The sequence below is a fragment of the Polynucleobacter rarus genome, assembly GCF_003072505.1.
GTDB lineage: Bacteria > Pseudomonadota > Gammaproteobacteria > Burkholderiales > Burkholderiaceae > Polynucleobacter > Polynucleobacter rarus.
In genome coordinates this window covers 655262-676550 of the sequence record NZ_NTGB01000001.1, presented here as the reverse complement: position 1 = coordinate 676550, position 21289 = coordinate 655262, and the positions used below count along the sequence as shown (strand labels likewise).

The following is a 21289-nucleotide window of genomic DNA, read 5'->3' as shown; positions in this document are numbered from 1 at the left end:
ATGTTTACCAAATTTTCCTATTAACCCTTCAATTGACCGAGATCTTCAGTGCTAACGGTATCTCTAGTTCGGAATAAGATCACCAAAATAGCTAAACCTATCGCCGCCTCTGCAGCTGCTACAGTCAAAATAAAGAAGACAAAGACCTGTCCGAGCATATCCCCACTATAATGAGAAAACGCTACAAAATTGGTGTTTACAGCAAGCAACATGAGTTCAATTGACATTAATAAAACAATAATGTTCTTACGATTTAAGAAAATGCCGATAATGCCGGTAGCAAACAATATAGCTGCTAAAACTAAATAATGGGCTAAGGTAATCATATTATTTTTTCCCGTCCTGACGATTGGCTATATCTGCAGGCATTGAAACAATTCGAACGCGGTCTTCTTTCTTGGTTCTAATTTGTGCAGGGACATCTTGAGATTTGTGATCTTTACGGCGACGTAATGTTAATGCAACAGCTGCAACAATAGCCACCAACAAAATAATGCCCGCGATTTCGAAAGCAAATACATAGTCCCCATAAATCAGCTTACCAAGGCTCATCGTATTACTTTCACCCTCGGGTGTTTGCAGTGGCATTGGGATTCTTGAGCCAATGAAACCTCTCACTAGAACAACTGTCATCTCTACCACAATGACAAAACCCACAATGGTCGCTACAGGTAAAAATTGTTTAAATTGATTACGTAAATGTTCGACATCTAAATCAAGCATCATCACAACGAACAGGAACAAGACCATCACTGCACCGACGTATACAAGAATCAATGCAATAGATAAAAATTCAGCTTGCAATAACATCCAGATACCTGCGGCATTAAAAAAAGCTAATACGAGGAACAAGGCAGCATGCACTGGATTTTTAGTACTAATCACTTTGAAGCCAGAAACTAAAAGCACCAAAGCGAAAATATAAAAAAGGATAGTTTGAGAATCAAAATTCATGGTGTCTGTCTTTTATCGGTATTTAGCATCAGCAGTTTTTTTCTCTGCAATTTCATTTTCAAATTGATCACCTACTGCCAAGAGCATATCCTTGGTAAAGTACAAGTCCCCTCGCTTCTCACCGTGGTATTCATGAATATGGGTTTCAACAATAGCGTCGACTGGACATGCCTCTTCACAAAAGCCACAAAAGATACATTTAGTTAAGTCAATGTCATACCTAGTTGTTCGACGAGAACCATCATCTCTTTGGTCAGACTCAATCGTAATAGCTAAAGCAGGGCAAACTGCTTCGCATAATTTACAGGCAATGCATCTTTCCTCGCCATTAGGGTATCTGCGTAAAGCATGCAACCCTCTAAAACGAGGTGACATCGGTGTTTTTTCTTCAGGATATTGAATAGTTGATTTAGGAGAAAATAAATATTTCCCAGTCAAACTCATGCCTTTAAAAACTTCTTTTAAAAGCAAACTATTTAAAAACTCGCGAACATTATTCAACATCTAATTTTTCCAGTAAATGACAGGTCTTTATTTCCATACGCTCAGTGGAGAAACAACCCAAGCACCAACAACAACTACCCAAAATACCGACAGTGGAATAAATACTTTCCAACCTAAACGCATAATTTGGTCGTAACGATAACGAGGTAAAGAAGCTCTTAACCAAATAAAAACGGACAACAACAAGAAGGTTTTAAGAAGCAACCAAAAAAAGCCCGGTATATCTCTTAGAATTGGTAAGTCCACAATTGGTAACCAACCACCTAAAAATAAAGTTGCACACATCGTAGTGATGAGAATCATATTGGCGTACTCAGCCAAGAAAAACATTGCGAATGCCATTCCTGAGTACTCAATCATATGACCAGCAACAATTTCAGACTCCCCTTCAACTACGTCAAAGGGATGACGATTCGTTTCTGCAACACCTGAAATAAAATAAATCACAAACATTGGTAAAAGTGGTAGCCAATTCCATGATAAAAAATTCAAGCCTATCTCTGCAAAGAATCCGTGCGATTGAGATTTGACAATATCACCTAGGTTCAAAGTCCCTGAAATCATTAACACGCCAACCAAAGCAAATCCCATTGCAATTTCATAAGAGACCATTTGAGCTGAGGCTCTCATTGCACCTAAAAAGGCATACTTTGAGTTTGATGCCCAACCAGCGAGAATCACACCATAAACGCCGACTGAAGTAATTGCCATCACATATAGAAGACCTGCATTGACATCAGCCAAAACCAAATCTGCTTGAAAGGGAACAACTGCCCAGGCAGCAAATGCTGGGGCAATGACCATCACCGGACCAATAATAAATAAAACTTTATTCGCTCTTGTCGGTTGAATCACTTCTTTTAACAATAATTTCAGAGCATCTGCGATCGGTTGTAACAAGCCTAGAGGCCCAACTCGATTGGGTCCCATCCGCACGTGCATCCAACCAATCAACTTTCTTTCCCATAAGGTTAGGTATGCAACACAGGCAAACATGGGCAGAACAATGATAACAATTCGCACTAAGGCCCAAACAATCGGCCATAACTGGCCAAAAGTTTGTTCACCTTGAGCGGTGATGATTTCGATGATATTCATACTCGCTCCAAAGTTAACAAGCCAAACATTGAACCCAACAATGAACTAGCGGGGGTAGCTGCGGACAAACGAATCACGCCATCTACTAACTCTTTTTCCAACGTGGCGGGCATGACAACTTTTGATTCGCCTTGAGAAATTCGAATCGCATCGCCCTCTTTTAAATTCATTTCTTCAAACAGTTTTTTAGGCAAGCCAACTTTCAGGGCTTTTTTACTGTCTAATGTTAGTTTTAAAGCCGCCGATCTTCTCACGATTGGATCAGTAAAATGAATTGGTACATCGGCTAAACGCTCATAGGTTGATGAAGTGTGACTTTCCAATTGCGCATTCACCTCAATGGATTGATGAGTAGGCATTACCACTTTATTTTCGTATTGACCGATCGCTACGCTGCGCACTTCTTCAACCGTATTGAAATTAAATGTGGGCAGTTCAAGTAAACCACCTAAAACTCTCAACACTTTCCAAGCCGGTCTAGCTTGCCCTAAAGGTTTTACACTAGCTTGCGTCGATTGAATTTCACCAGCAATATTAATGTAGGTACCAGCTTGTTCAGCATAAGGAGTGATGGGTAAAATTACATCCGCAAGTTCTAATAAATCATCTGAAGCATAAGCGGATAAGGCAATCACAGTTTGCGCGTTTTGTAATGCTGACCTTGCTAGCAAAGGATCAGGTAAATCAACCATTGGCTCAAGATTTAGAAGAACAAAAGCTTTTACCTTGGAATGCAAAATTGCTTGAATACCACCTTGATCGCCAGAACTGACCGCACCCAAGACTTGTGCTCCAACGAAGTTAGCACCATCACCGAGAAAACCTAGACTCGCACCGACTGAACTCGCGATCCAAGTTGCTAAAGCATCAATTTGAGAATAATTTGGGTGAGCTAGTGCTGTGTTGCCAATGAACACTGCTTTTTCTTGACCTGAAATGAGTTTTTTCGCAAACGCCAATATTTGATCAGAGACTTCAACCACCTGACAAGGAGCATTGATGCCTTTTTCGGTTGCAATCGCGCAGGCGAGCTCAATCAGTTGATTGATCCAGTTAGACGGAGCTGATTTAATTCCTGTTGTATTGTTAATTAACCAGTCATCAGAACCACTGTCGATTCTCATTAATTGCAGACCTGATTTTGCAGCTTTTCTTAATCTTGCGGCTAATAAGGGATGATCTTTTCTTAAAAAGCTACCAATCACCAAACAACGATCTAAATGTTCCAGTTTTTCAACCGGCATTCCTAACCAATTCGTACCAGAAGGAATTTGATTATCAATCTGGCGCAAACGAGACTCAATCTTCGATGAACCAAAGTCATTCATTAGTTTCTTGAGCAGATACAACTCTTCAACGGTAGACATGGGATGTGCTAAAGCCGCGATTGAATCAGCGCCATGGTCGGCTTTCACACCACTCAAACCAGACTGAACATACTCTAATGCATCTTGCCAATCACATTCAATCCATTCGTTATTTTGCTTGACCATTGGCGAAGTAATTCGATCATTACTTCTTAATCCTTCATAAGCAAAACGGTCTTTATCTGAAATCCAACATTCGTTGACACTCTCATTTTCGAGGGGTACCACTCTTTTCACTTCATCAGACTTCGTTTGAACAATAATATTTGTCCCAAGTGAATCATGCGGACTTACCGATTTTTTACGTCCGAGTTCCCAAGTTCTAGCAGCATATCTAAACGGTTTACTAGTAAGGGCTCCAACTGGACAAATGTCAATCATATTGCCTGACAATTCAGAATCAACCGTTTGACCAACAAAGGCGGTAATCTCAGAATGTTCACCTCTGTTTAACATGCCTAATTCCATTACTCCAGCAATTTCTTGACCAAAGCGAACGCATCTTGTGCAATGAATACAACGACTCATCTCTTCCATTGAAATTAATGGACCCACATTCTTATGAAAAACGACCCGTTTTTCTTCATGGTATCTAGAGTTTGACTTACCATAACCAACCGTTAAATCTTGTAACTGACACTCACCACCCTGGTCACAAATCGGACAGTCTAAAGGGTGATTGATTAACAAAAACTCCATCACGGCTTTTTGAGCTTCAACGGCTTTCGGTGAACTAGTAAAAACCTTCATTCCGGCATTCACCGGCGTGGCACATGCGGGCATTGGCTTAGGAGCTTTTTCAACCTCGACTAAACACATACGGCAGTTGGCGGCAATCGACAACTTCTTGTGATAGCAAAAATGAGGAATGTACGTCCCAATTTGGTGGGCAGCATTAATTACCGTCGTACCTTCTTTGACTTCAACCGATTTGCCGTCGATTTCGATTTGAACCATTTCTAAATCACCTTAATCATTAAATACTTTAAATGCCTCAAACATATTCAGGCACGATACAACGCTTATTTTCAACGTGGAATACAAACTCATCCATGTAGTGCTTTAACATTCCTCGAACTGGCATCGCTGCCGCGTCGCCAAGTGCACAAATCGTTCTGCCCATGATATTTCCTGCGATTTGATTGAGTTGATCCAAATCTTCCATCTGGCCTTTGCCATGCTCAATTCGATCCACCATCCGCCAAAGCCATCCAGTGCCCTCACGGCACGGTGTACATTGACCGCAGGATTCTTCATGATAGAAGTAAGATAAACGCAATAATGACTTGACCATGCAGCGTGTGTCATTCATCACAATCACAGCACCAGAACCCAACATGGAGCCAGCTTTAGAAATACTGTCATAGTCCATGTCCGTCGCTAACATCATGTCGCCAGGAATCACCGGTGCAGAGGATCCACCTGGAATGACTGCCTTTAATTTACGCCCTTCCCGCATACCACCCGCTAACTCAAGTAAAGTCGAAAAAGGCGTTCCCAAAGGAATTTCATAGTTACCAGGTCGTGCCACATCTCCAGATACTGAAAAGATTTTTGTACCACCATTATTGGGCTTGCCTAAACCCAAATAGGCTTCAGGACCTACCTTAAAAATAAATGGCACCGCAGCAAAGGTCTCCGTATTATTAATCGTGGTTGGTTTACCATACAAACCAAAGCTTGCAGGAAATGGCGGCTTAAATCTTGGCTGACCTTTTTTACCCTCTAGAGATTCCAATAAGGCAGTTTCCTCGCCGCAGATATAGGCACCATATCCGTGATGCGCATATAACTCAAATGAGAAATTGGAGCCCAAAATTGATTTACCAAGATAACCACCCGCTCTTGCCTCTTCGAGCGCTTGTTCAAAGATTTCATATTCATTCCAGATTTCTCCGTGAATATAGTTATAACCCACAGGAATACCCATCGCATAGGCTGCAATTGCCATACCTTCAATCAATGCATGTGGGTTATAGCGAAGAATATCTCTATCTTTAAAAGTACCAGGCTCTCCTTCATCTGAGTTGCAGACAAGGTATTTATCACCAGGCAGTTGCCTTGGCATAAAACTCCATTTGAGACCAGTAGGGAATCCAGCACCACCCCGTCCACGCAGGCCAGAGGCTTTTACCGTGGCAATAACTTGCTCCGGAGGAATATTTTCAGACAAAATTCTTTTCAGCGCACTATATCCGCCGCGAGAAACATAATCAGCTAAATGCCAATTGGAACCATTGAGATCTGCCAATATTAGTGGCTTGATATGTAAGTTATGAAGAGAGCTCATGCTGTGTGTCCTGTTTGCATTGATGCGCTTGCTTTTAATTCGTCCAACATTGCATCAATTTTTTCGTTACTCATCCAACTACACATTTTTTTATCATTAATCAAAGCTACTGGAGCATCGGCACAAGCACCCATGCACTCGCCCTCTTTTAAGGTAAATGTTCCACAAGGCGTTGTCTCATTGAAGGAAATACCGAGTTTTTCTTGAATATAACGGGCAGCTTTTAGACCACCAGATAGCTCACAAGGTAAGTTCGTACAAACCGTAATTTTGAATTTACCAACTGGCTTGTTGTTGTACATGTTGTAAAACGTAGCAACTTCTTGCACCCAGATTGGCGGCATTTCTAAAATTTGTGCGACTTCTTGTAATACTTCAGGTGAAATCCAACCAAATTCATCTTGAGCCACAGTCAGGGCAGCCATCACAGCTGATTGTTTTTGGTCTGCTGGGTACTTAGCAATATTTCTTGCTATTTCTTTTAATGCTTTTTCGGAAAAATTTATCATTGGCATCCTTACCTATCAATCTCACCAAATACGATATCTTGCGTACCAATGATGGTAACGGCGTCAGCAATCATATGTCCTTTGGCCATTTCATCTAATGCTGCAAGATGCGGGAATCCAGGTGCACGAATCTTTAATCGATAAGGCTTATTAGCTCCATCCGAGATTGCATAAATACCAAATTCACCCTTAGGATGCTCTACTGCAGCATACGCTTGACCCTTCGGCACATGCAAGCCTTCAGTTGCTAATTTAAAGTGATGAATTAACTCTTCCATATTTGATTTCATATCAATACGGCTAGGCGGGGCTATCTTATGATTATCAGAAATGACTGGGCCAGGATTCGCTCTTAACCAGGAAATACACTGTTTAATGATGTTATTCGATTGACGCATTTCTTCAACACGCACTAAATAACGATCATAACTATCCCCGTTTACACCCACAGGAATGTCAAAATTCAACTTATCGTAAACTTCGTAAGGTTGTTTTTTTCTGAGATCCCATTCTATTCCTGAACCTCTTAACATCGCACCAGTGAAACCTAGTTGAAGAGCACGCTCTGGAGACACAACTCCAATGCCTACTAATCGCTGTTTCCAAATACGGTTGTCTGTTAAAAGCGTCTCATATTCATCCACATAACCAGGGAAGCGGTTCGTAAAGTCCTCAATAAAATCGAGCAAAGAACCTGTTCTATTTTCATTTAATTTTTTCATTGCCTTTTCACCACGAATTTTATTTGCGGTGTATTGCGGCATCTGATCAGGCAAGTCTCTATAAACTCCACCTGGACGATAGTAAGCAGCGTGCATTCTGGCGCCAGAAACAGCTTCATACATATCAAATAAATCTTCACGCTCTCTGAATGCGTATAAGAATACTGCCATCGCTCCAACGTCTAGGCCGTGACAACCAATCCAAAGAAGGTGATTCAAGAGACGAGTAATTTCATCAAACATCACGCGTATATATTGAGCTCGAATAGGAACATCAACTTGCAATAGTTTTTCAATCGCCATTACATATGCATGCTCATTACTCATCATAGATACGTAATCTAAACGATCCATATAAGGAATGTTTTGAATCCATGTTCTAGTTTCTGCTAGTTTTTCAGTTGCTCGGTGCAATAAACCAATATGTGGATCTGCTCTTTGAATCACTTCGCCGTCTAACTCTAGAACTAAACGTAATACTCCATGGGCAGCAGGATGCTGAGGACCAAAATTAAGAGTGTAGTTTTTGATTTCTGCCATTTATTTCACCCCATAACTTTCTTCTCGAATAACCCGAGGAGTCAACTCTCTAGGCTCGATCGTGACAGGCTGGTAAATGACCCTTTTTTGTTCTGCGTCATATCGCATCTCAACCTGACCAGAAACTGGAAAGTCTTTTCTAAAAGGATGGCCAATAAAACCATAATCCGTCAAAATTCTACGCAAATCATCATGACCTTCAAAAATGATTCCAAAAAAGTCAAAAGCTTCACGCTCATACCAATTCGCCGAATTCCAAATAGGGGTAATGCTCGGAATGAGAGGAAAATCTTCATTAGGTACAAAAGTACACAATCTCAATCGCCAGTTATTCGAAACCGATAACAAGTGAGAAACAACCGCGAAACGCAAGCCTGTCCATGCACCATCTGCGTAATCTTGGTAATCCACACCACATAAATCAATCAGTTGTTCAAATCCCAGTGTAGGTATTTCTTTGAGCTTTTGAGCACTCGCAAAATACTGTTCAGATGGAACTGTAACTGTCAGTTCGTTCAAGCTGATCTCAGTCACCACATCAGCTCCCAAGTGTTGCATAACGAGCTGGTTTAATAAATTTAAATTTTCATTCATAGACATTGACTCAAGCTTTTCTAGCAATAGTTGAAGTACGTCTAATTTTTGCTTGTAACTGAATAATTCCGTACATCAATGCTTCAGCTGTTGGCGGACATCCAGGCACATAAATATCAACTGGTACGATACGATCACAACCTCTGACCACTGAATAAGAATAATGGTAATACCCACCGCCGTTGGCACAGGAGCCCATCGATAGAACCCATTTGGGTTCAGGCATTTGATCATAAACTTTGCGAAGTGCTGGGGCCATTTTGTTACATAATGTACCAGCTACAATCATCAGATCAGACTGCCGTGGGGAGGGTCTGAAAACCACCCCAAAACGATCTAAATCATAACGAGCTGCACCTGCGTGCATCATTTCGACCGCACAACAAGCTAGCCCAAAGGTCATAGGCCATAAAGAGCCAGTTCGTGTCCAATTAATGAGTTTGTCAGCAGAGGTAGTGACAAAACCTTCTTTTAATAATCCTTCTAGTGCCATAAGTTTTAGTACCTTGACCTATTCCCAGTCAAGTGCACCCTTTTTCCAAATGTAGACAAAACCGACAATAAACTCCAGGAGAAATACGATCATTGATGCGTATCCAGCCCAACCGATTTCCTTAAGAGCAACTCCCCAAGGAAATAAAAATGCAGTTTCAAGGTCAAATAGAATAAAGAGAATTGCTACTAGATAATATCGAACATCAAATTTCATTCGAGCGTCTTCAAAAGCATCAAACCCACACTCGTAGGGTGATAATTTTTCAGGTTCAGGTTTCGAAGGTCCTAAAATTTTTCCCAAAAACATGGGTACGACACCGACACCAACGCCAACTAAGATAAATAATAGGACAGGTAAGTAGCTTGCTGTGTTCACATTCATTCCTCGTAAATAAATAACAACGAGATTGTTTTTTATAATGATGTAATTGTAGAACAACTTTGATGACAGCATAAAAAATAAGCACTAAAAGTAACCTGAGATTACATGCCATCACTTAAACCAAGCATAATAGATTGATATTTCTTAACTATTGAAAATTTAAAATTAAAAAATTTATGCAAAATCGCCTAATTAAATCTCTTATCCTGCTTTTGACCATTGCGTTAGTAGCAAATAACCACTCTTACGCTGCTAACAAAACCCTTTTAGGAAAAGGCATAGTTCTCACACAAGGAGAGTTCTCAATTTATGAAGGTACGGTATCCAAAATCAATAATAATAATAGAGAATTAACCTTAACTAGCTCTGATGGGCAAACTGTATACAAAGCGCCACCCGAGATGAAGAACTTTCAGCAAGTTCAGATTGGTGACCAAGTAAAAGTCAGTCTTGAAATTTTTGTAACGATTGAAAAGTTATCTAAAACTAGTGCCGTCCTTACCAAAACCTTGGATACTTCGCAATCATCTAATTTAGAGTCTGCCAAGCCAGAAAAAACCATGACTCGCAAAATTGCAATTGAGTCACAGATCATTTCTAAGAATACTGAAGAACACTATGTTGTCATCAAAAACACGAATGGTGAGGAAGAAAAAATACAAGTAAACAAGGCAAGCTTTCTTCGTAAGCTAAACGTCGGAGATACCATTAAGATCACATATTCAGACCAAATGAAAGCGCTAGTCTCCTCCAGTAACCCGAAATTGAACTGAGGCTTTCATTTACAAAAAAAAAGAGTTCATAAAATGAACTCTTTGATGGTGCCGTCGGCGAGACTCGAACTCGCACAGCCGTAAGCCACTACCCCCTCAAGATAGCGTGTCTACCAATTCCACCACGACGGCTTGTTTGTAACAAATTTAATCCGTTATTTTAACTTTTTCTTTTGTGCAAAGCAAAGTTATCTTAAAAATTTTTATTTTGGAACCGATGAAGCGTTTTTATCCGCTTCAACTGGAACATCTGCTGACTTCGCATCACCAGACTTATCTTCTGCTTTATCCGCTGGTAAAACAATACCAGGCTTGGATAAGACACCAGCATCTTTAGGTTGGGTATTACCAATATAACTGATCATTAATGTTGTAATAAAAAATGCTGCTGCAAGGATGCCAGTTGTTCTTGATAAAAAATTAGATGAGCCAGATGCTCCAAAAATACTACCAGAGGCGCCAGAACCAAAGGCAGCACCCATATCTGCGCCCTTACCCTGCTGAATTAATACTAGTCCAATTACACCAATTGCAGCAATAATTTGCACAACCATTAAAATTGATTTCATCCACTCCATATATCCCTACTTTCCTATTTACTATTTAAACTAGATAAACAAATTGCCAAAAACTCGGAGGACATCAACGAGGAACCTCCAACTAATAATCCATCAATATCGGGCGTCCCCAAAAGAACTTGAGCGTTATCAGCTTTTACACTTCCACCGTAAAGTATTGATACTTTTTGCCCACATAACTCGCTATATTGCTGTAAAACCCCACGAATAAATGCATGCGCTTCTTGAGCTTGATCCACCGTTGCAGTAATACCTGTTCCAATTGCCCAAATGGGCTCGTAAGCAAACACTACCTCACTAATGTCATCTTTTAAACAATCGATCACACTCTGAATCTGTTGTTGAATCACCGCATTCATCTTGCCAGAATCTCGCTCCTCGAGTGTTTCACCAACGCAAATAATGGGTATCAATCCACAAGCAAGAGCTGTCTTTGCTTTTAAAGCGACTAACTCGTTCTGTTCTTGATGTCGAACTCTTCTTTCAGAATGGCCAACTAGTGTGTAACGACAGCCAAATTCTTTGAGCATTTGACCAGAAGTCTCACCGGTATAGGCACCAAAGAATTGTTCAGAAACATCCTGTCCACCTAACAGAATAGGTACATCCGTCATTAAGCCATTCAGTTGTTGTAAATAAACGGCAGGTGGGCAAAGAATGATTTCAAGATCATGCCATTGAACTTCCTTTAATCCTAAAGAAAGTTCAGACATCATCACTTCATTAAATGCCCAATTACCATTTAATTTCCAATTCGCAACAATTAACTTCTTACGCATTCGAGACCCTGATTACTGTTCCGAACTTGGTGTAGTTGGCACTTCTTCAGGAGTAATGTCTACTTTAGGGGCTTGCTGAGAAACTGGAGGTACTGGACCACCTTCTTCTGGGCTTAGCGCCTTCATCGACAATTTCAAACGGCCTCTTTCGTCTGCAGCAAGTAACTTGACTTTAACAATCTGGCCTTCTTGCAAGAAATCTTTTACTTCTTTTACTCTTTCATGAGCAATTTCAGAGATATGAAGTAATCCATCTTTACCTGGCAGAATGTTAACTAAAGCGCCAAACTCAAGAATTTTAACGACTGGGCCTTCGTAAATCTTACCAACTTCAGCTTCAGCAGTAATACCTTCAATCATGCGCTTTGCTTCTTCCATACCTGAGGCACTTGTAGAAGCGATAGTAACAGTTCCATCATCTTTAATATCGATTGAACAGCCAGTATCTTTAGTAATTCCCTGAATCGTTGCGCCGCCTTTACCAATCACTTCACGAATTTTATCTGGATGGATTTTGATAGTTACCATACGTGGAGCGTGCTCAGACAGTTCTGTTCTGATTGCTGCCATTGACTCTTGCATCTTTGACAAAATATGCAGTCTGCCTTCTTTAGCTTGCTCAAGTGCAACTTGCATAATTTCTTTAGTGATACCCTGCACTTTAATATCCATCTGGAGTGCAGTTACTCCATTTGCAGTACCAGCTACTTTAAAGTCCATATCACCTAAGTGATCCTCATCACCTAAGATGTCTGTTAACACTGCAAAACGATTACCATCTAAAATCAAGCCCATTGCAACGCCAGCAACATGCGCCTTCACAGGAACACCAGCATCCATTAATGCTAAACAGCCACCGCAAACAGAAGCCATTGATGATGAACCATTTGATTCAGTAATTTCAGAAACCAAACGAATACTATATGCAAACTCATCACTCTTCGGTAATACAGGGATCAAGGCGCGCTTAGCTAAACGACCGTGACCAATTTCACGGCGCTTTGGACTACCAACACGGCCGGTTTCACCTGTTGCAAAAGGAGGCATGTTGTAATGGAACATGAAACGATCACGGTATTCACCATCCAACGCATCAATAATTTGTTCATCTTTAGCAGTACCTAAAGTAGCCACTACTAATGCCTGAGTTTCACCACGCGTAAAGAGTGCTGAACCATGGGTACGAGGTAAAACACCTGTTCTAATTTCAATTGGACGAACAGTTCTTGTATCACGTCCATCAATCCGTGGCTCGCCACTTAAAACTTGACTACGAACGATTTTAGATTCAAGTGCAAATAAGATATTACCGACTGCTACCTCATCAACTTCACCGTCCTGAGCAAGTTGAGTCATAACAGAAGAGGTCACTTCTTTTAATTTTGTAGAACGAGCTTGTTTTTGACGAATCTGATAGGCATCTCTCATTGCTTGCTCAGCAATCGTGTTAACACGTGCAATTAACTCCTCATTTTTTGCTGCAGGAGTCCAATCCCATTCAGGTTTACCAGCATCTTTTACCAAATCCTGAATTGCATTAATTGCAATTTGAGCTTGGTCATGACCATACACTACACCACCCAACATGATGGCTTCAGATAGCTCATGCGCCTCTGACTCGACCATGAGAACAGCAGTCTGAGTGCCAGCAACAATTAAATCAAGCTGACTATCCAACTGTTCTGTACGAGTTGGGTTTAGTAAGTATTCACCATCTTTATAACCTACCCGGGCTGCACCAAGTGGACCATTAAAAGGAATACCTGAAACGGCTAATGCGGCAGATGCACCAAGTAAGGCAACGATATCAGATGGCACTTCAGGATTGATCGACATGACATGAATCACGATCTGAACTTCATTGTAGAAGTCTTCAGGGAAAAGTGGGCGAATTGGACGATCGATGAGGCGAGAAATTAATGTTTCACCTTCAGATGGACGACCTTCACGGCGGAAAAAACCACCAGGGATTTTTCCAGCAGCATATGTTTTTTCAACATAATCAACTGTTAACGGGAAGAAATCTTGTCCAGGTTTTGCTTTTTTAGCACCAACAACGGTAGCTAAAATAACTGTTTCATCCATATCAACTAAAACTGCTCCACCTGATTGACGTGCAATCTCACCAGTTTCCATGCGAACTGTGTGCTTTCCCCATTGGAAAGTTTTTGTAACCTTATTAAACATACTCATTATTTTTCTCCAATAAATATAGTTGTATGAACACCATACAACTACCGCCGTAGTAAAAGTGCTACGACATCACCAGAGTAGAGCTATTGCTTAGAAAAAATATGAGAAAAGGGCATGCCATTCCATAGATTGTTTTACTTAAACAATCTATGGAATGACACATACCCAATGATTTCCAAACTTATAGACCACCCAATTACTACAATTTAACTACCAACAAAACAATAATGCCCGCTTTTTATTGCGGGCATATCGCGATTTACTTACGTAAACCTAATTTTTCAATCAAAGTGCGATAACGATTTAAATCTTTACCTTTCAGATAATCCAACAATCTGCGACGGCGAGAAACCATCTTCAACAAGCCACGACGGCTATGATGATCTTTAGCATTGGATTTGAAATGGGGAGTTAAATCATTAATGCGAGCAGTCAATAAAGCGACTTGAACTTCTGGACTACCCGTATCATTTTCAGCACGTGCATGCTCTTTAACAATACTTGCTTTTGCTTCTGTATTTACAGACATTTGTAACTCCTAACTTGCGAACACTGCAGCTTATCAATCAAAATGAGAGTAAACCGCATAAAGTGTCGTGATTAAAAAAAGCTAACCTATTTCAGATTAGCCTCTTATTATATCAAGATTGAAGATTTATTTCACTAAAATCTTCTGAAGGTATCTCAAGATGACATTTGAGCGTTCAATTTTTCTTGTGATGGATCATACAACCTATTTAAAGCGGCTAGATAAGCCTTTGCCGAAGCAGCCACAATATCCGGATCCGTGCCGACTCCATTCACAACCCGACCACCTTTGGATAATCGAACTGTCACCTCCCCTTGCGACTGGGTACCAGTCGTGATGGCATTTACTGAATAAATCAATAAATCCGTACCACTTTTTGCTTGTAATTCAATCGCGTTAAAGGTGGCGTCCACGGGTCCATTGCCATGCGCTTCTGAAATATGCTCTAAACCAGCATGTTTTAAGACAATCTTTGCAAATGGTTGTTCCCCGGTTTCTGACTTTTGCGACAAAGAGATGAATTGGTAAAAATCTTCATCTACATTTTGCTGGGCAGAAGAAATAATCGACATAATGTCTTCATCAAAAATTTCTGCCTTTTGATCTGCTAAGGCCTTAAATTTTGCAAAAGCTTCGTTTAAATCTGCCTCAGATTCCATGCTTACGCCAAGCTCTTGTAATCTCTGTCTAAAAGCATTTCTACCAGAAAGCTTTCCTAAAACAATCTTATTCGCACTCCAACCAACATCCTCTGCACGCATAATTTCATAAGTATTTCGGGATTTCAAGACGCCATCTTGATGAATACCAGAGGCATGTGCAAACGCATTTGCTCCCACAACCGCTTTATTGGGTTGAACCACAAAACCAGTGATTTGAGAGACCATTTTTGAACTAGCCACAATTTGACTAATATCAGTCCCGACCGAAAGGTTAAAGTAATCTTTCCGTGTCTTAATTGCCATTACCACTTCTTCCAAAGCAGTATTTCCGGCTCTCTCACCTAAACCGTTAATCGTGCACTCAACCTGTCTTGCCCCGCCAATATGCACACCAGCTAATGAGTTAGCAACCGCCAAGCCAAGATCATTATGACAATGGACCGACCAAATAGCTTTATCTGAATTGGGGATTTTGTTACGTAAATCCAAAATGAATTGACCATAAAGTTCAGGAATTGCATAGCCAACCGTATCAGGCACATTGATTGTGGTCGCCCCTTCTTTAATCACTGCTTCAAGCACTTGATATAAAAACTCGGGATCAGATCGATAACCGTCTTCAGGAGAAAACTCAATATCATCCGTAAAGTTGCGGGCAAATCGAATTGACTGTATTGCCTGTTCGAGTACCTGCTCCCTCGTCATACGAAGTTTCATCTTCATATGTAACTCACTGGTGGCTAGGAAAACGTGAATTCTCTTAGAATTTGCCGCAGCAATTGCCTCCGCGGCTTTAGAGATATCCTTATCGTTTGCTCTGGCCAAAGAACAAATAGTGGAATCTTTTACTGCTGCAGCAACCGCTTTAATCGCCTCAAAATCTCCGGGAGAACTGGCAGCAAAACCTGCCTCAATGACATCCACTTTCAACCTTTCAAGTTGCCTAGCAATGCGCACTTTTTCCTCTTTGGTCATTGATGCACCAGGAGACTGTTCACCATCACGTAATGTGGTGTCAAAAATAATTAATTTTTCTGTTGCTGATTGATTCATAAAAAGCTCCTCAAATGTCCAACCTCAAAAATAAAAACCCCAGCTATTAGCTGGGGTTGGTGATGATTAGTTGCGATTATTTATTACCCAAGCGCATTCTCACGAACCCCAAAATAATGGTCCAGTTTCAGAAGGTTTAATAATAATAATGCAAAAAATTTTGTATTCATGTAAATATCATACACCTAATTAAAGTAGATGTCATTCCTGAAAAAATTAGTTAATTTGATAATGTTGGATTTTTTGGTTTTTTCAAAGCCAACCAAACCCATCTTATATAGCCAGATAGAGCATAAATAACAAATAAACAGAATAATGTTAATGGCGGATCACTTGAAATAAGAACAAAGGCTAAAATCACCAATAACATGACACCAAACGATACCTTATATTTGATGTCTAAGGCTTTTCCGCTATAAAAGAGGACATTAGAGACCATGGTAGTTCCCGCATAGATAGTCAGAAAAAACATGATCAAAGGAATTGCATAGGAATGAACGGGTAATTTATTATCTTCAACCAACCATACAAATCCGGCAATAATCGAAGCGGCAGCAGGACTCGGTAATCCTTGAAAGAAACGCTTATCAACTACAGTGGTAGAGATATTGAAGCGTGCTAACCTTAGTGCTGCACCGGCGCAATAGACAAAAGCAGCCAACCAACCCCATCGGCCTAGTCCTTTTAAAGACCATTCATATGCCACAAGTGCAGGCGCAACACCGAAAGATACCATATCGGCTAATGAATCATATTGCTCGCCAAAGGCGCTTTGCGTGTTAGTCATTCTGGCTACACGTCCGTCCATACCATCAAGAACTAGCGAACAAAAAATTGCAATTGCCGCCATTTCCCACTTTTGATTCATGGCTTGAACTATCGAAAAGAAGCCAAAAAATAATGCCGCTGTAGTGAATGCGTTCGGCAATAAATAAATTGCCTTACTTCTAGGTCTTGCTGGGAAAAAATCTTCAGCATCTGGCTGAGAAGCCAGTTGAATATCCATTTGCTGTCTTTTTTGTCGACTACGACTAAAGATTTTAGGGCGAATGTGTTTCGCTTTTTTGGTTATCTTAGATGAATCGGTCATCAGTCTAAATTTGGAATAATCGCCAACAAAGAAGATGTTGCAGCAACCTTATCACCCACTGAAACTAGGGGTTCTGCATCCAAAGGCAAATACACATCGACTCTTGATCCAAATCGGATAAAGCCATAACGTTCGCCTTTTTTTACAACATCACCAACTCTTGCGTAACAAAGAATTCTTCTAGCAATTAAGCCTGCGACTTGTACCAAAGTAATCGTATGTCTACCGGTATTGATAACCATCGCATTACGCTCATTTTCCAAGGAAGCTTTATCAAAATCTGCATTTACAAACTTACCAGGAAAATACTCAATTTTTGTTATGCGACCATTCACTGCAATACGATTTGAATGAACATTAAATACGTTCATGAAAATACTTATCTTCAGTGCCGGTCTATTCGCGTAAGGATCTTCTGTTTTTTCAACGATGATGACCCTTCCATCTGCAGGTGCTAAAACCGCATTTTCTGCAATGGGCAACAATCTTGGTGGATCTCTAAAAAACTGTAATACAAAAAAGAAAATAATCCAAAATGGCCATGCATACACCATCCCTGCAAAATAAGTTACTAATAAAACAACGAGGCCAATGCCAAATAAAAATGGCCAACCTTCTTTTGCGATCAGGGGATGGTTATATGTCATGTATTTTCTAGAGTCTTCTGAATTTAGTTCTTAGATTGATCAACTAACTTGTTCTTCGCAATCCAAGGCATCATGGCACGAAGTTTACTTCCAACTTGCTCAATCTGATGCTCAGAATTTAAACGGCGACGTGAAATCAAAGTAGGAGCTCCTGCACGATTTTCTAAAATGAAACTCTTCGCATATTCCCCAGTTTGAATATCTTTTAAAACATCGCGCATCACTTGCTTCGTTTCATCAGTAACAATTCTTGGACCAGTCACATACTCACCATACTCAGCATTATTTGAAATTGAGTAATTCATGTTGGCGATACCACCTTCATAAATCAAATCTACAATCAATTTCAATTCATGTAAACACTCAAAGTAAGCCATCTCTGGAGCGTAACCAGCTTCAACTAAAGTTTCGAAACCAGCTTTGATTAACTCTACCGCGCCACCACATAAAACTGCCTGTTCACCGAATAAGTCAGTTTCAGTTTCTTCACGGAAATTAGTTTCGATAATTCCAGCGCGTCCACCACCATTGGCAGTTGCATAGGAAAGGGCGATGTCTCTAGCAGCGCCAGATTTATCTTGATATACAGCGATTAAGTGCGGTACACCGCCACCTTGTGAATAAGTACCACGAACAGTGTGGCCAGGTGCCTTAGGCGCAATCATAATCACGTCGATATCAGCTCTAGGAATAACTTGACCATAATGAACATTGAAGCCATGAGCAAATGCTAAAGCTGCGCCTGGTTTAATATTTTCAGCTACTTCATTTTTATATACTTCTGCAATCTGTTCGTCAGGTAATAACATCATCACGATATCAGCACCTTTTACAGCTTCTGCAACTTCTTTAACATTTAATCCAGCGTTAACCGCTTTATTCCATGATGCTCCGCCTTTACGTAGTCCAACCGTAATATTTACGCCTGACTCATGTAAATTTAAAGAGTGTGCATGACCCTGTGAACCATAGCCAATGATGGTTACTTGTTTACCTTTAACTAGAGATAAATCCGCGTCTTTATCGTAAAAAACTTTCATAAAAATTCCTATCAATATTTGTTTTAATAATTAACTTCAACCAAAGATTACTAATCGGTTAGACTCGTAAAATTCTTTCACCACGACCGATTCCTGAAGCACCTGTTCTGACAGTTTCTAAAATCGAGGACTTATCAATCGCTTCAATAAATGCATCTAGTTTAGAGGAGTCGCCAGTCAGTTCAAGTGTGTAGCTTTTATCAGTGACGTCAATGACCCGACCTCTGAAAATATCAGCTGTTCTTTTCATCTCTTCACGTTCTTTACCTACTGCGCGCACTTTAATTAACATGAGTTCGCGTTCAATATGTGAACCTTCGCTGAGATCATATACTTTTACAACTTCTACCAATCGGTTTAGATGTTTGGTGATTTGTTCAATCACCTCATCTGAGCCGTTAGTAACAATTGTCATTCTAGACAAGGATGGGTCCTCTGTAGGAGCAACAGTCAGACTTTCAATGTTGTAACCTCTAGCAGAAAACAAACCTACCACTCTTGACAATGCACCAGGTTCATTCTCGAGTAGGACTGAAATGATATGTCTCATTCCTTACCCTCCCCACTTAACAACATTTCAGTAATTCCTTTACCAGCTTCAACCATTGGCCATACGTTTTCGGTAGGGTCTGTTTGGAAATCCATAAAAACCGTTCTATTCTTGAGTTTTAAAGCTTCTCTGAGAGCGCCTTCTACATCGGATGTTTTTTCAATTCGCATACCAACGTGACCATAAGCCTCGGCAAGTTTGACAAAGTCAGGCAAAGAATCCATGTAGGAGTGTGAGTAACGCTTGCTATAACTTAATTCCTGCCATTGACGCACCATACCTAAATAACGGTTATTCAAGGAGATAATCTTGATTGGTGTTTCATATTGAAGACAAGTAGAAAGTTCCTGAATACACATCTGGATTGATCCTTCGCCAGTAATTGTGCAAACTTCTTCATTTGGAAAAGCTTTTTTAACACCCATTGCATAGGGGAGACCAACTCCCATTGTGCCTAAACCACCAGAGTTAATCCAACGGCGTGGTTTATTGTATTTATAAAACTGGGCAGCCCACATTTGGTGTTGGCCCACATCAGAACAAATAAAAGCATCACCATTAGTGAGTTTACAGAGTGTTTCAACCACATATTGTGGCTTCACAATTTCTGATTTTCGGTCAAATCTTAAACAGTCGGTTTTACGCCATTCGTTAATTTGACTCCACCAATTTTGTAAACTTTCTTTATTCTTATAGCCGCCAGATGCACGAATCTGGGCAATCATATCAACTAATATTTCCTTCAAATTCCCCACGATTGGCACATCAGCGCGAACTCTTTTAGAAATAACGGATGGGTCGATGTCAATATGGATGACTTTTCTTGGAACGCTCATGAAATGACTTGGATTACCGATTACTCGGTCATCAAATCTAGCACCGATAGCAATCACCACATCAGAATGCTGCATCGACATATTGGCTTCATAAGTTCCATGCATCCCAAGCATACCCACAAATTGTGGATTCGTCCCAGGAAAACCACCCAGCCCCATCAGAGTATTGGTAACAGGAAAGCCAAGCAACTCAGCAAATTCCTTTAATTCTTTCGAAGCATCAGCAAGAATTACCCCACCACCAGTGTAAATGTAAGGCTTTTTCGCCTCAAGCAACATACCAATTGCTTTTTTTATCTGTCCTGAGTGACCGCGCACTACAGGATTATAAGAACGCATTTCAATTTCTTTAGGATATATGTACGCTGCTTTTTGGAATGAAATATCTTTAGGGATATCAATTACAACAGGTCCAGGACGGCCTGTTCTTGCAATGTGAAAGGCTTTTTTGATGATCAGCGCTAAATCTTTAGCATCTTTCACTAAAAAATTATGCTTGACGATTGGGCGCGTAATACCCACTGTGTCGCACTCTTGGAAGGCGTCCTCGCCAATCATGTGAGAAGGTACGTTACCGGTAATTACCACCAATGGAATTGAATCCATGTAGGCAGTTGCAATTCCCGTTACAGCATTGGTAACTCCAGGACCTGAGGTCACTAGAGCGACACCAACATTTCCGGTTGCTCGTGCATATCCGTCGGCAGCGTGCACAGCACCCTGCTCGTGACGCACTAAAATATGTTCAAACTTATCTTGTTTGTGAATCTCATCATAAATATATAAGACGGATCCACCTGGATAGCCCCATACAAATTCAACTTTCTCTTCAGCTAAAGCACGAACAAGAATTTCTGCCCCAATTATCACTGGCGCATTGGCGAGCTCTTCTTGAGTAGGGTTAAGATTTGAGTGAGGGAGTACTGCTTCGTTTATCGAATTCATTATATAAAAGTCCTTTGCAATTTTCGGCAAAAAATTGTTTGGTCTGCCCGTATTCATGCTTTTGACTTGACTTAGGGCGGCGAATGCTTGTTAAGTTCCAATCCATCTTTTGAAAGGTTAGTACAAGCGAACTGTAAATTATATTACAGATTAATGATT

Annotated in this window: 22 protein-coding genes and 1 tRNA gene; 1 reads left to right on the top strand and 22 read right to left on the bottom strand. The window is 40.5% G+C overall.

Annotated elements, in window-relative coordinates; translation table 11 throughout:
• Positions 1 to 20 precede the first annotated feature (20 nt).
• The 11 genes from nuoK to AOC35_RS03110 are packed head-to-tail and all read right to left on the bottom strand — an operon-like array spanning position 21 to position 9449.
• Positions 21 to 326: an NADH-quinone oxidoreductase subunit NuoK gene (gene nuoK / locus AOC35_RS03160; protein WP_108645738.1), complete on the bottom strand. Its 306-nt coding sequence runs from the start codon at positions 324 to 326 to the stop codon at positions 21 to 23.
• A gap of 1 nt (position 327) precedes the next feature.
• Positions 328 to 954: an NADH-quinone oxidoreductase subunit J gene (locus tag AOC35_RS03155; protein WP_108645737.1), complete on the bottom strand. Its 627-nt coding sequence runs from the start codon at positions 952 to 954 to the stop codon at positions 328 to 330.
• Positions 955 to 966: 12 nt separating this feature from the next.
• The gene (nuoI, locus tag AOC35_RS03150) at positions 967 to 1458 is read right to left on the bottom strand and encodes an NADH-quinone oxidoreductase subunit NuoI (RefSeq protein ID WP_108645736.1); all 492 of its coding nucleotides are present in this window, start codon (positions 1456 to 1458) and stop codon (positions 967 to 969) included.
• Between the two features lie 27 nt (positions 1459 to 1485).
• Complete coding sequence (gene nuoH, locus AOC35_RS03145) at positions 1486 to 2556, bottom strand: NADH-quinone oxidoreductase subunit NuoH (RefSeq protein ID WP_108645735.1); 1071 nt, start codon at positions 2554 to 2556, stop codon at positions 1486 to 1488.
• Entirely contained in the window at positions 2553 to 4880 is a 2328-nt protein-coding gene (gene nuoG, locus AOC35_RS03140; RefSeq protein ID WP_108645734.1) for an NADH-quinone oxidoreductase subunit NuoG, read from the bottom strand. The genes nuoH and nuoG overlap by 4 nt, the downstream gene beginning before the upstream one ends.
• Before the next feature lie 37 nt (positions 4881 to 4917).
• The gene (nuoF, locus tag AOC35_RS03135; RefSeq protein WP_108645733.1) at positions 4918 to 6213 is read right to left on the bottom strand and encodes an NADH-quinone oxidoreductase subunit NuoF; all 1296 of its coding nucleotides are present in this window, start codon (positions 6211 to 6213) and stop codon (positions 4918 to 4920) included.
• On the bottom strand, positions 6210 to 6722 hold the full coding sequence (nuoE, locus tag AOC35_RS03130) for an NADH-quinone oxidoreductase subunit NuoE (RefSeq protein WP_108648684.1): 513 nt from the start codon (positions 6720 to 6722) through the stop codon (positions 6210 to 6212). The genes nuoF and nuoE overlap by 4 nt, the downstream gene beginning before the upstream one ends.
• 8 nt (positions 6723 to 6730) lie before the next feature.
• Positions 6731 to 7984 (bottom strand): NADH-quinone oxidoreductase subunit D, encoded by a 1254-nt coding sequence (locus AOC35_RS03125; RefSeq protein ID WP_108645732.1) that lies wholly within the window; start codon positions 7982 to 7984, stop codon positions 6731 to 6733.
• On the bottom strand, positions 7985 to 8578 hold the full coding sequence (locus AOC35_RS03120) for an NADH-quinone oxidoreductase subunit C (protein WP_108645731.1): 594 nt from the start codon (positions 8576 to 8578) through the stop codon (positions 7985 to 7987). It lies immediately after the preceding gene.
• A gap of 10 nt (positions 8579 to 8588) precedes the next feature.
• Complete coding sequence (locus tag AOC35_RS03115; RefSeq protein WP_108645730.1) at positions 8589 to 9071, bottom strand: NuoB/complex I 20 kDa subunit family protein; 483 nt, start codon at positions 9069 to 9071, stop codon at positions 8589 to 8591.
• An 18-nt stretch (positions 9072 to 9089) separates the two neighbouring features.
• Positions 9090 to 9449, bottom strand: a complete 360-nt coding sequence (locus AOC35_RS03110) for an NADH-quinone oxidoreductase subunit A (protein ID WP_108645729.1) — start codon at positions 9447 to 9449, stop codon at positions 9090 to 9092.
• Between the two features lie 182 nt (positions 9450 to 9631).
• On the opposite strand from AOC35_RS03110, the gene AOC35_RS03105 reads away from it, so the two are divergent.
• The gene (locus tag AOC35_RS03105; protein WP_108645728.1) at positions 9632 to 10228 is read left to right on the top strand and encodes a hypothetical protein; all 597 of its coding nucleotides are present in this window, start codon (positions 9632 to 9634) and stop codon (positions 10226 to 10228) included.
• A gap of 46 nt (positions 10229 to 10274) precedes the next feature.
• On the opposite strand, the gene AOC35_RS03100 is transcribed toward AOC35_RS03105, so the two are convergent.
• The 11 genes from AOC35_RS03100 to AOC35_RS03050 form a co-directional block, all read right to left on the bottom strand.
• Positions 10275 to 10360 (bottom strand) — tRNA-Leu (locus tag AOC35_RS03100).
• A gap of 71 nt (positions 10361 to 10431) precedes the next feature.
• A complete protein-coding gene (secG, locus tag AOC35_RS03095) occupies positions 10432 to 10806 on the bottom strand; it encodes a preprotein translocase subunit SecG (RefSeq protein WP_108645727.1) in 375 nt (124 codons plus the stop codon).
• A gap of 14 nt (positions 10807 to 10820) precedes the next feature.
• On the bottom strand, positions 10821 to 11585 hold the full coding sequence (tpiA, locus tag AOC35_RS03090) for a triose-phosphate isomerase (RefSeq protein WP_108645726.1): 765 nt from the start codon (positions 11583 to 11585) through the stop codon (positions 10821 to 10823).
• A 12-nt stretch (positions 11586 to 11597) separates the two neighbouring features.
• Positions 11598 to 13778, bottom strand: coding sequence for a polyribonucleotide nucleotidyltransferase (gene pnp / locus AOC35_RS03085; RefSeq protein ID WP_108645725.1), 2181 nt, complete (start codon positions 13776 to 13778; stop codon positions 11598 to 11600).
• 259 nt (positions 13779 to 14037) lie between these two features.
• Complete coding sequence (rpsO, locus tag AOC35_RS03080) at positions 14038 to 14307, bottom strand: 30S ribosomal protein S15 (protein WP_108645724.1); 270 nt, start codon at positions 14305 to 14307, stop codon at positions 14038 to 14040.
• A gap of 155 nt (positions 14308 to 14462) precedes the next feature.
• Complete coding sequence (locus AOC35_RS03075) at positions 14463 to 16022, bottom strand: 2-isopropylmalate synthase (protein ID WP_108645723.1); 1560 nt, start codon at positions 16020 to 16022, stop codon at positions 14463 to 14465.
• Between the two features lie 220 nt (positions 16023 to 16242).
• A complete protein-coding gene (pssA, locus tag AOC35_RS03070; protein WP_108648683.1) occupies positions 16243 to 17028 on the bottom strand; it encodes a CDP-diacylglycerol--serine O-phosphatidyltransferase in 786 nt (261 codons plus the stop codon).
• A gap of 83 nt (positions 17029 to 17111) precedes the next feature.
• Positions 17112 to 17759: a phosphatidylserine decarboxylase gene (locus AOC35_RS03065; protein ID WP_108645722.1), complete on the bottom strand. Its 648-nt coding sequence runs from the start codon at positions 17757 to 17759 to the stop codon at positions 17112 to 17114.
• A gap of 23 nt (positions 17760 to 17782) precedes the next feature.
• On the bottom strand, positions 17783 to 18799 hold the full coding sequence (gene ilvC / locus AOC35_RS03060) for a ketol-acid reductoisomerase (protein ID WP_108645721.1): 1017 nt from the start codon (positions 18797 to 18799) through the stop codon (positions 17783 to 17785).
• A gap of 58 nt (positions 18800 to 18857) precedes the next feature.
• Positions 18858 to 19349 carry an acetolactate synthase small subunit gene (gene ilvN / locus AOC35_RS03055; protein ID WP_108645720.1) on the bottom strand — a complete coding sequence of 164 codons (492 nt, stop codon included), beginning with the start codon at positions 19347 to 19349 and terminating at the stop codon, positions 18858 to 18860.
• Positions 19346 to 21130, bottom strand: a complete 1785-nt coding sequence (locus tag AOC35_RS03050; protein WP_108648682.1) for an acetolactate synthase 3 catalytic subunit — start codon at positions 21128 to 21130, stop codon at positions 19346 to 19348. The genes ilvN and AOC35_RS03050 overlap by 4 nt, the downstream gene beginning before the upstream one ends.
• Between the last annotated feature and the right edge of the window lie 159 nt (positions 21131 to 21289).

Bases quoted from the DNA above. Each gene is read 5' to 3' on its own strand.
- nuoK (WP_108645738.1), bottom strand. From the start codon at position 326: ATGATTACCTTAGCCCATTATTTAGTTTTAGCAGCTATATTGTTTGCT.
- AOC35_RS03155 (WP_108645737.1), bottom strand. From the start codon at position 954: ATGAATTTTGATTCTCAAACTATCCTTTTTTATATTTTCGCTTTGGTG.
- nuoI (WP_108645736.1), bottom strand. From the start codon at position 1,458: ATGTTGAATAATGTTCGCGAGTTTTTAAATAGTTTGCTTTTAAAAGAA.
- nuoH (WP_108645735.1), bottom strand. From the start codon at position 2,556: ATGAATATCATCGAAATCATCACCGCTCAAGGTGAACAAACTTTTGGC.
- nuoG (WP_108645734.1), bottom strand. From the start codon at position 4,880: ATGGTTCAAATCGAAATCGACGGCAAATCGGTTGAAGTCAAAGAAGGT.
- nuoF (WP_108645733.1), bottom strand. From the start codon at position 6,213: ATGAGCTCTCTTCATAACTTACATATCAAGCCACTAATATTGGCAGAT.
- nuoE (WP_108648684.1), bottom strand. From the start codon at position 6,722: ATGATAAATTTTTCCGAAAAAGCATTAAAAGAAATAGCAAGAAATATT.
- AOC35_RS03125 (WP_108645732.1), bottom strand. From the start codon at position 7,984: ATGGCAGAAATCAAAAACTACACTCTTAATTTTGGTCCTCAGCATCCT.
- AOC35_RS03120 (WP_108645731.1), bottom strand. From the start codon at position 8,578: ATGAATGAAAATTTAAATTTATTAAACCAGCTCGTTATGCAACACTTG.
- AOC35_RS03115 (WP_108645730.1), bottom strand. From the start codon at position 9,071: ATGGCACTAGAAGGATTATTAAAAGAAGGTTTTGTCACTACCTCTGCT.
- AOC35_RS03105 (WP_108645728.1), top strand. From the start codon at position 9,632: ATGCAAAATCGCCTAATTAAATCTCTTATCCTGCTTTTGACCATTGCG.
- secG (WP_108645727.1), bottom strand. From the start codon at position 10,806: ATGGAGTGGATGAAATCAATTTTAATGGTTGTGCAAATTATTGCTGCA.
- tpiA (WP_108645726.1), bottom strand. From the start codon at position 11,585: ATGCGTAAGAAGTTAATTGTTGCGAATTGGAAATTAAATGGTAATTGG.
- pnp (WP_108645725.1), bottom strand. From the start codon at position 13,778: ATGAGTATGTTTAATAAGGTTACAAAAACTTTCCAATGGGGAAAGCAC.
- rpsO (WP_108645724.1), bottom strand. From the start codon at position 14,307: ATGTCTGTAAATACAGAAGCAAAAGCAAGTATTGTTAAAGAGCATGCA.
- AOC35_RS03075 (WP_108645723.1), bottom strand. From the start codon at position 16,022: ATGAATCAATCAGCAACAGAAAAATTAATTATTTTTGACACCACATTA.
- pssA (WP_108648683.1), bottom strand. From the start codon at position 17,028: ATGGATATTCAACTGGCTTCTCAGCCAGATGCTGAAGATTTTTTCCCA.
- AOC35_RS03065 (WP_108645722.1), bottom strand. From the start codon at position 17,759: ATGACATATAACCATCCCCTGATCGCAAAAGAAGGTTGGCCATTTTTA.
- ilvC (WP_108645721.1), bottom strand. From the start codon at position 18,799: ATGAAAGTTTTTTACGATAAAGACGCGGATTTATCTCTAGTTAAAGGT.
- ilvN (WP_108645720.1), bottom strand. From the start codon at position 19,349: ATGAGACATATCATTTCAGTCCTACTCGAGAATGAACCTGGTGCATTG.
- AOC35_RS03050 (WP_108648682.1), bottom strand. From the start codon at position 21,130: ATGAATTCGATAAACGAAGCAGTACTCCCTCACTCAAATCTTAACCCT.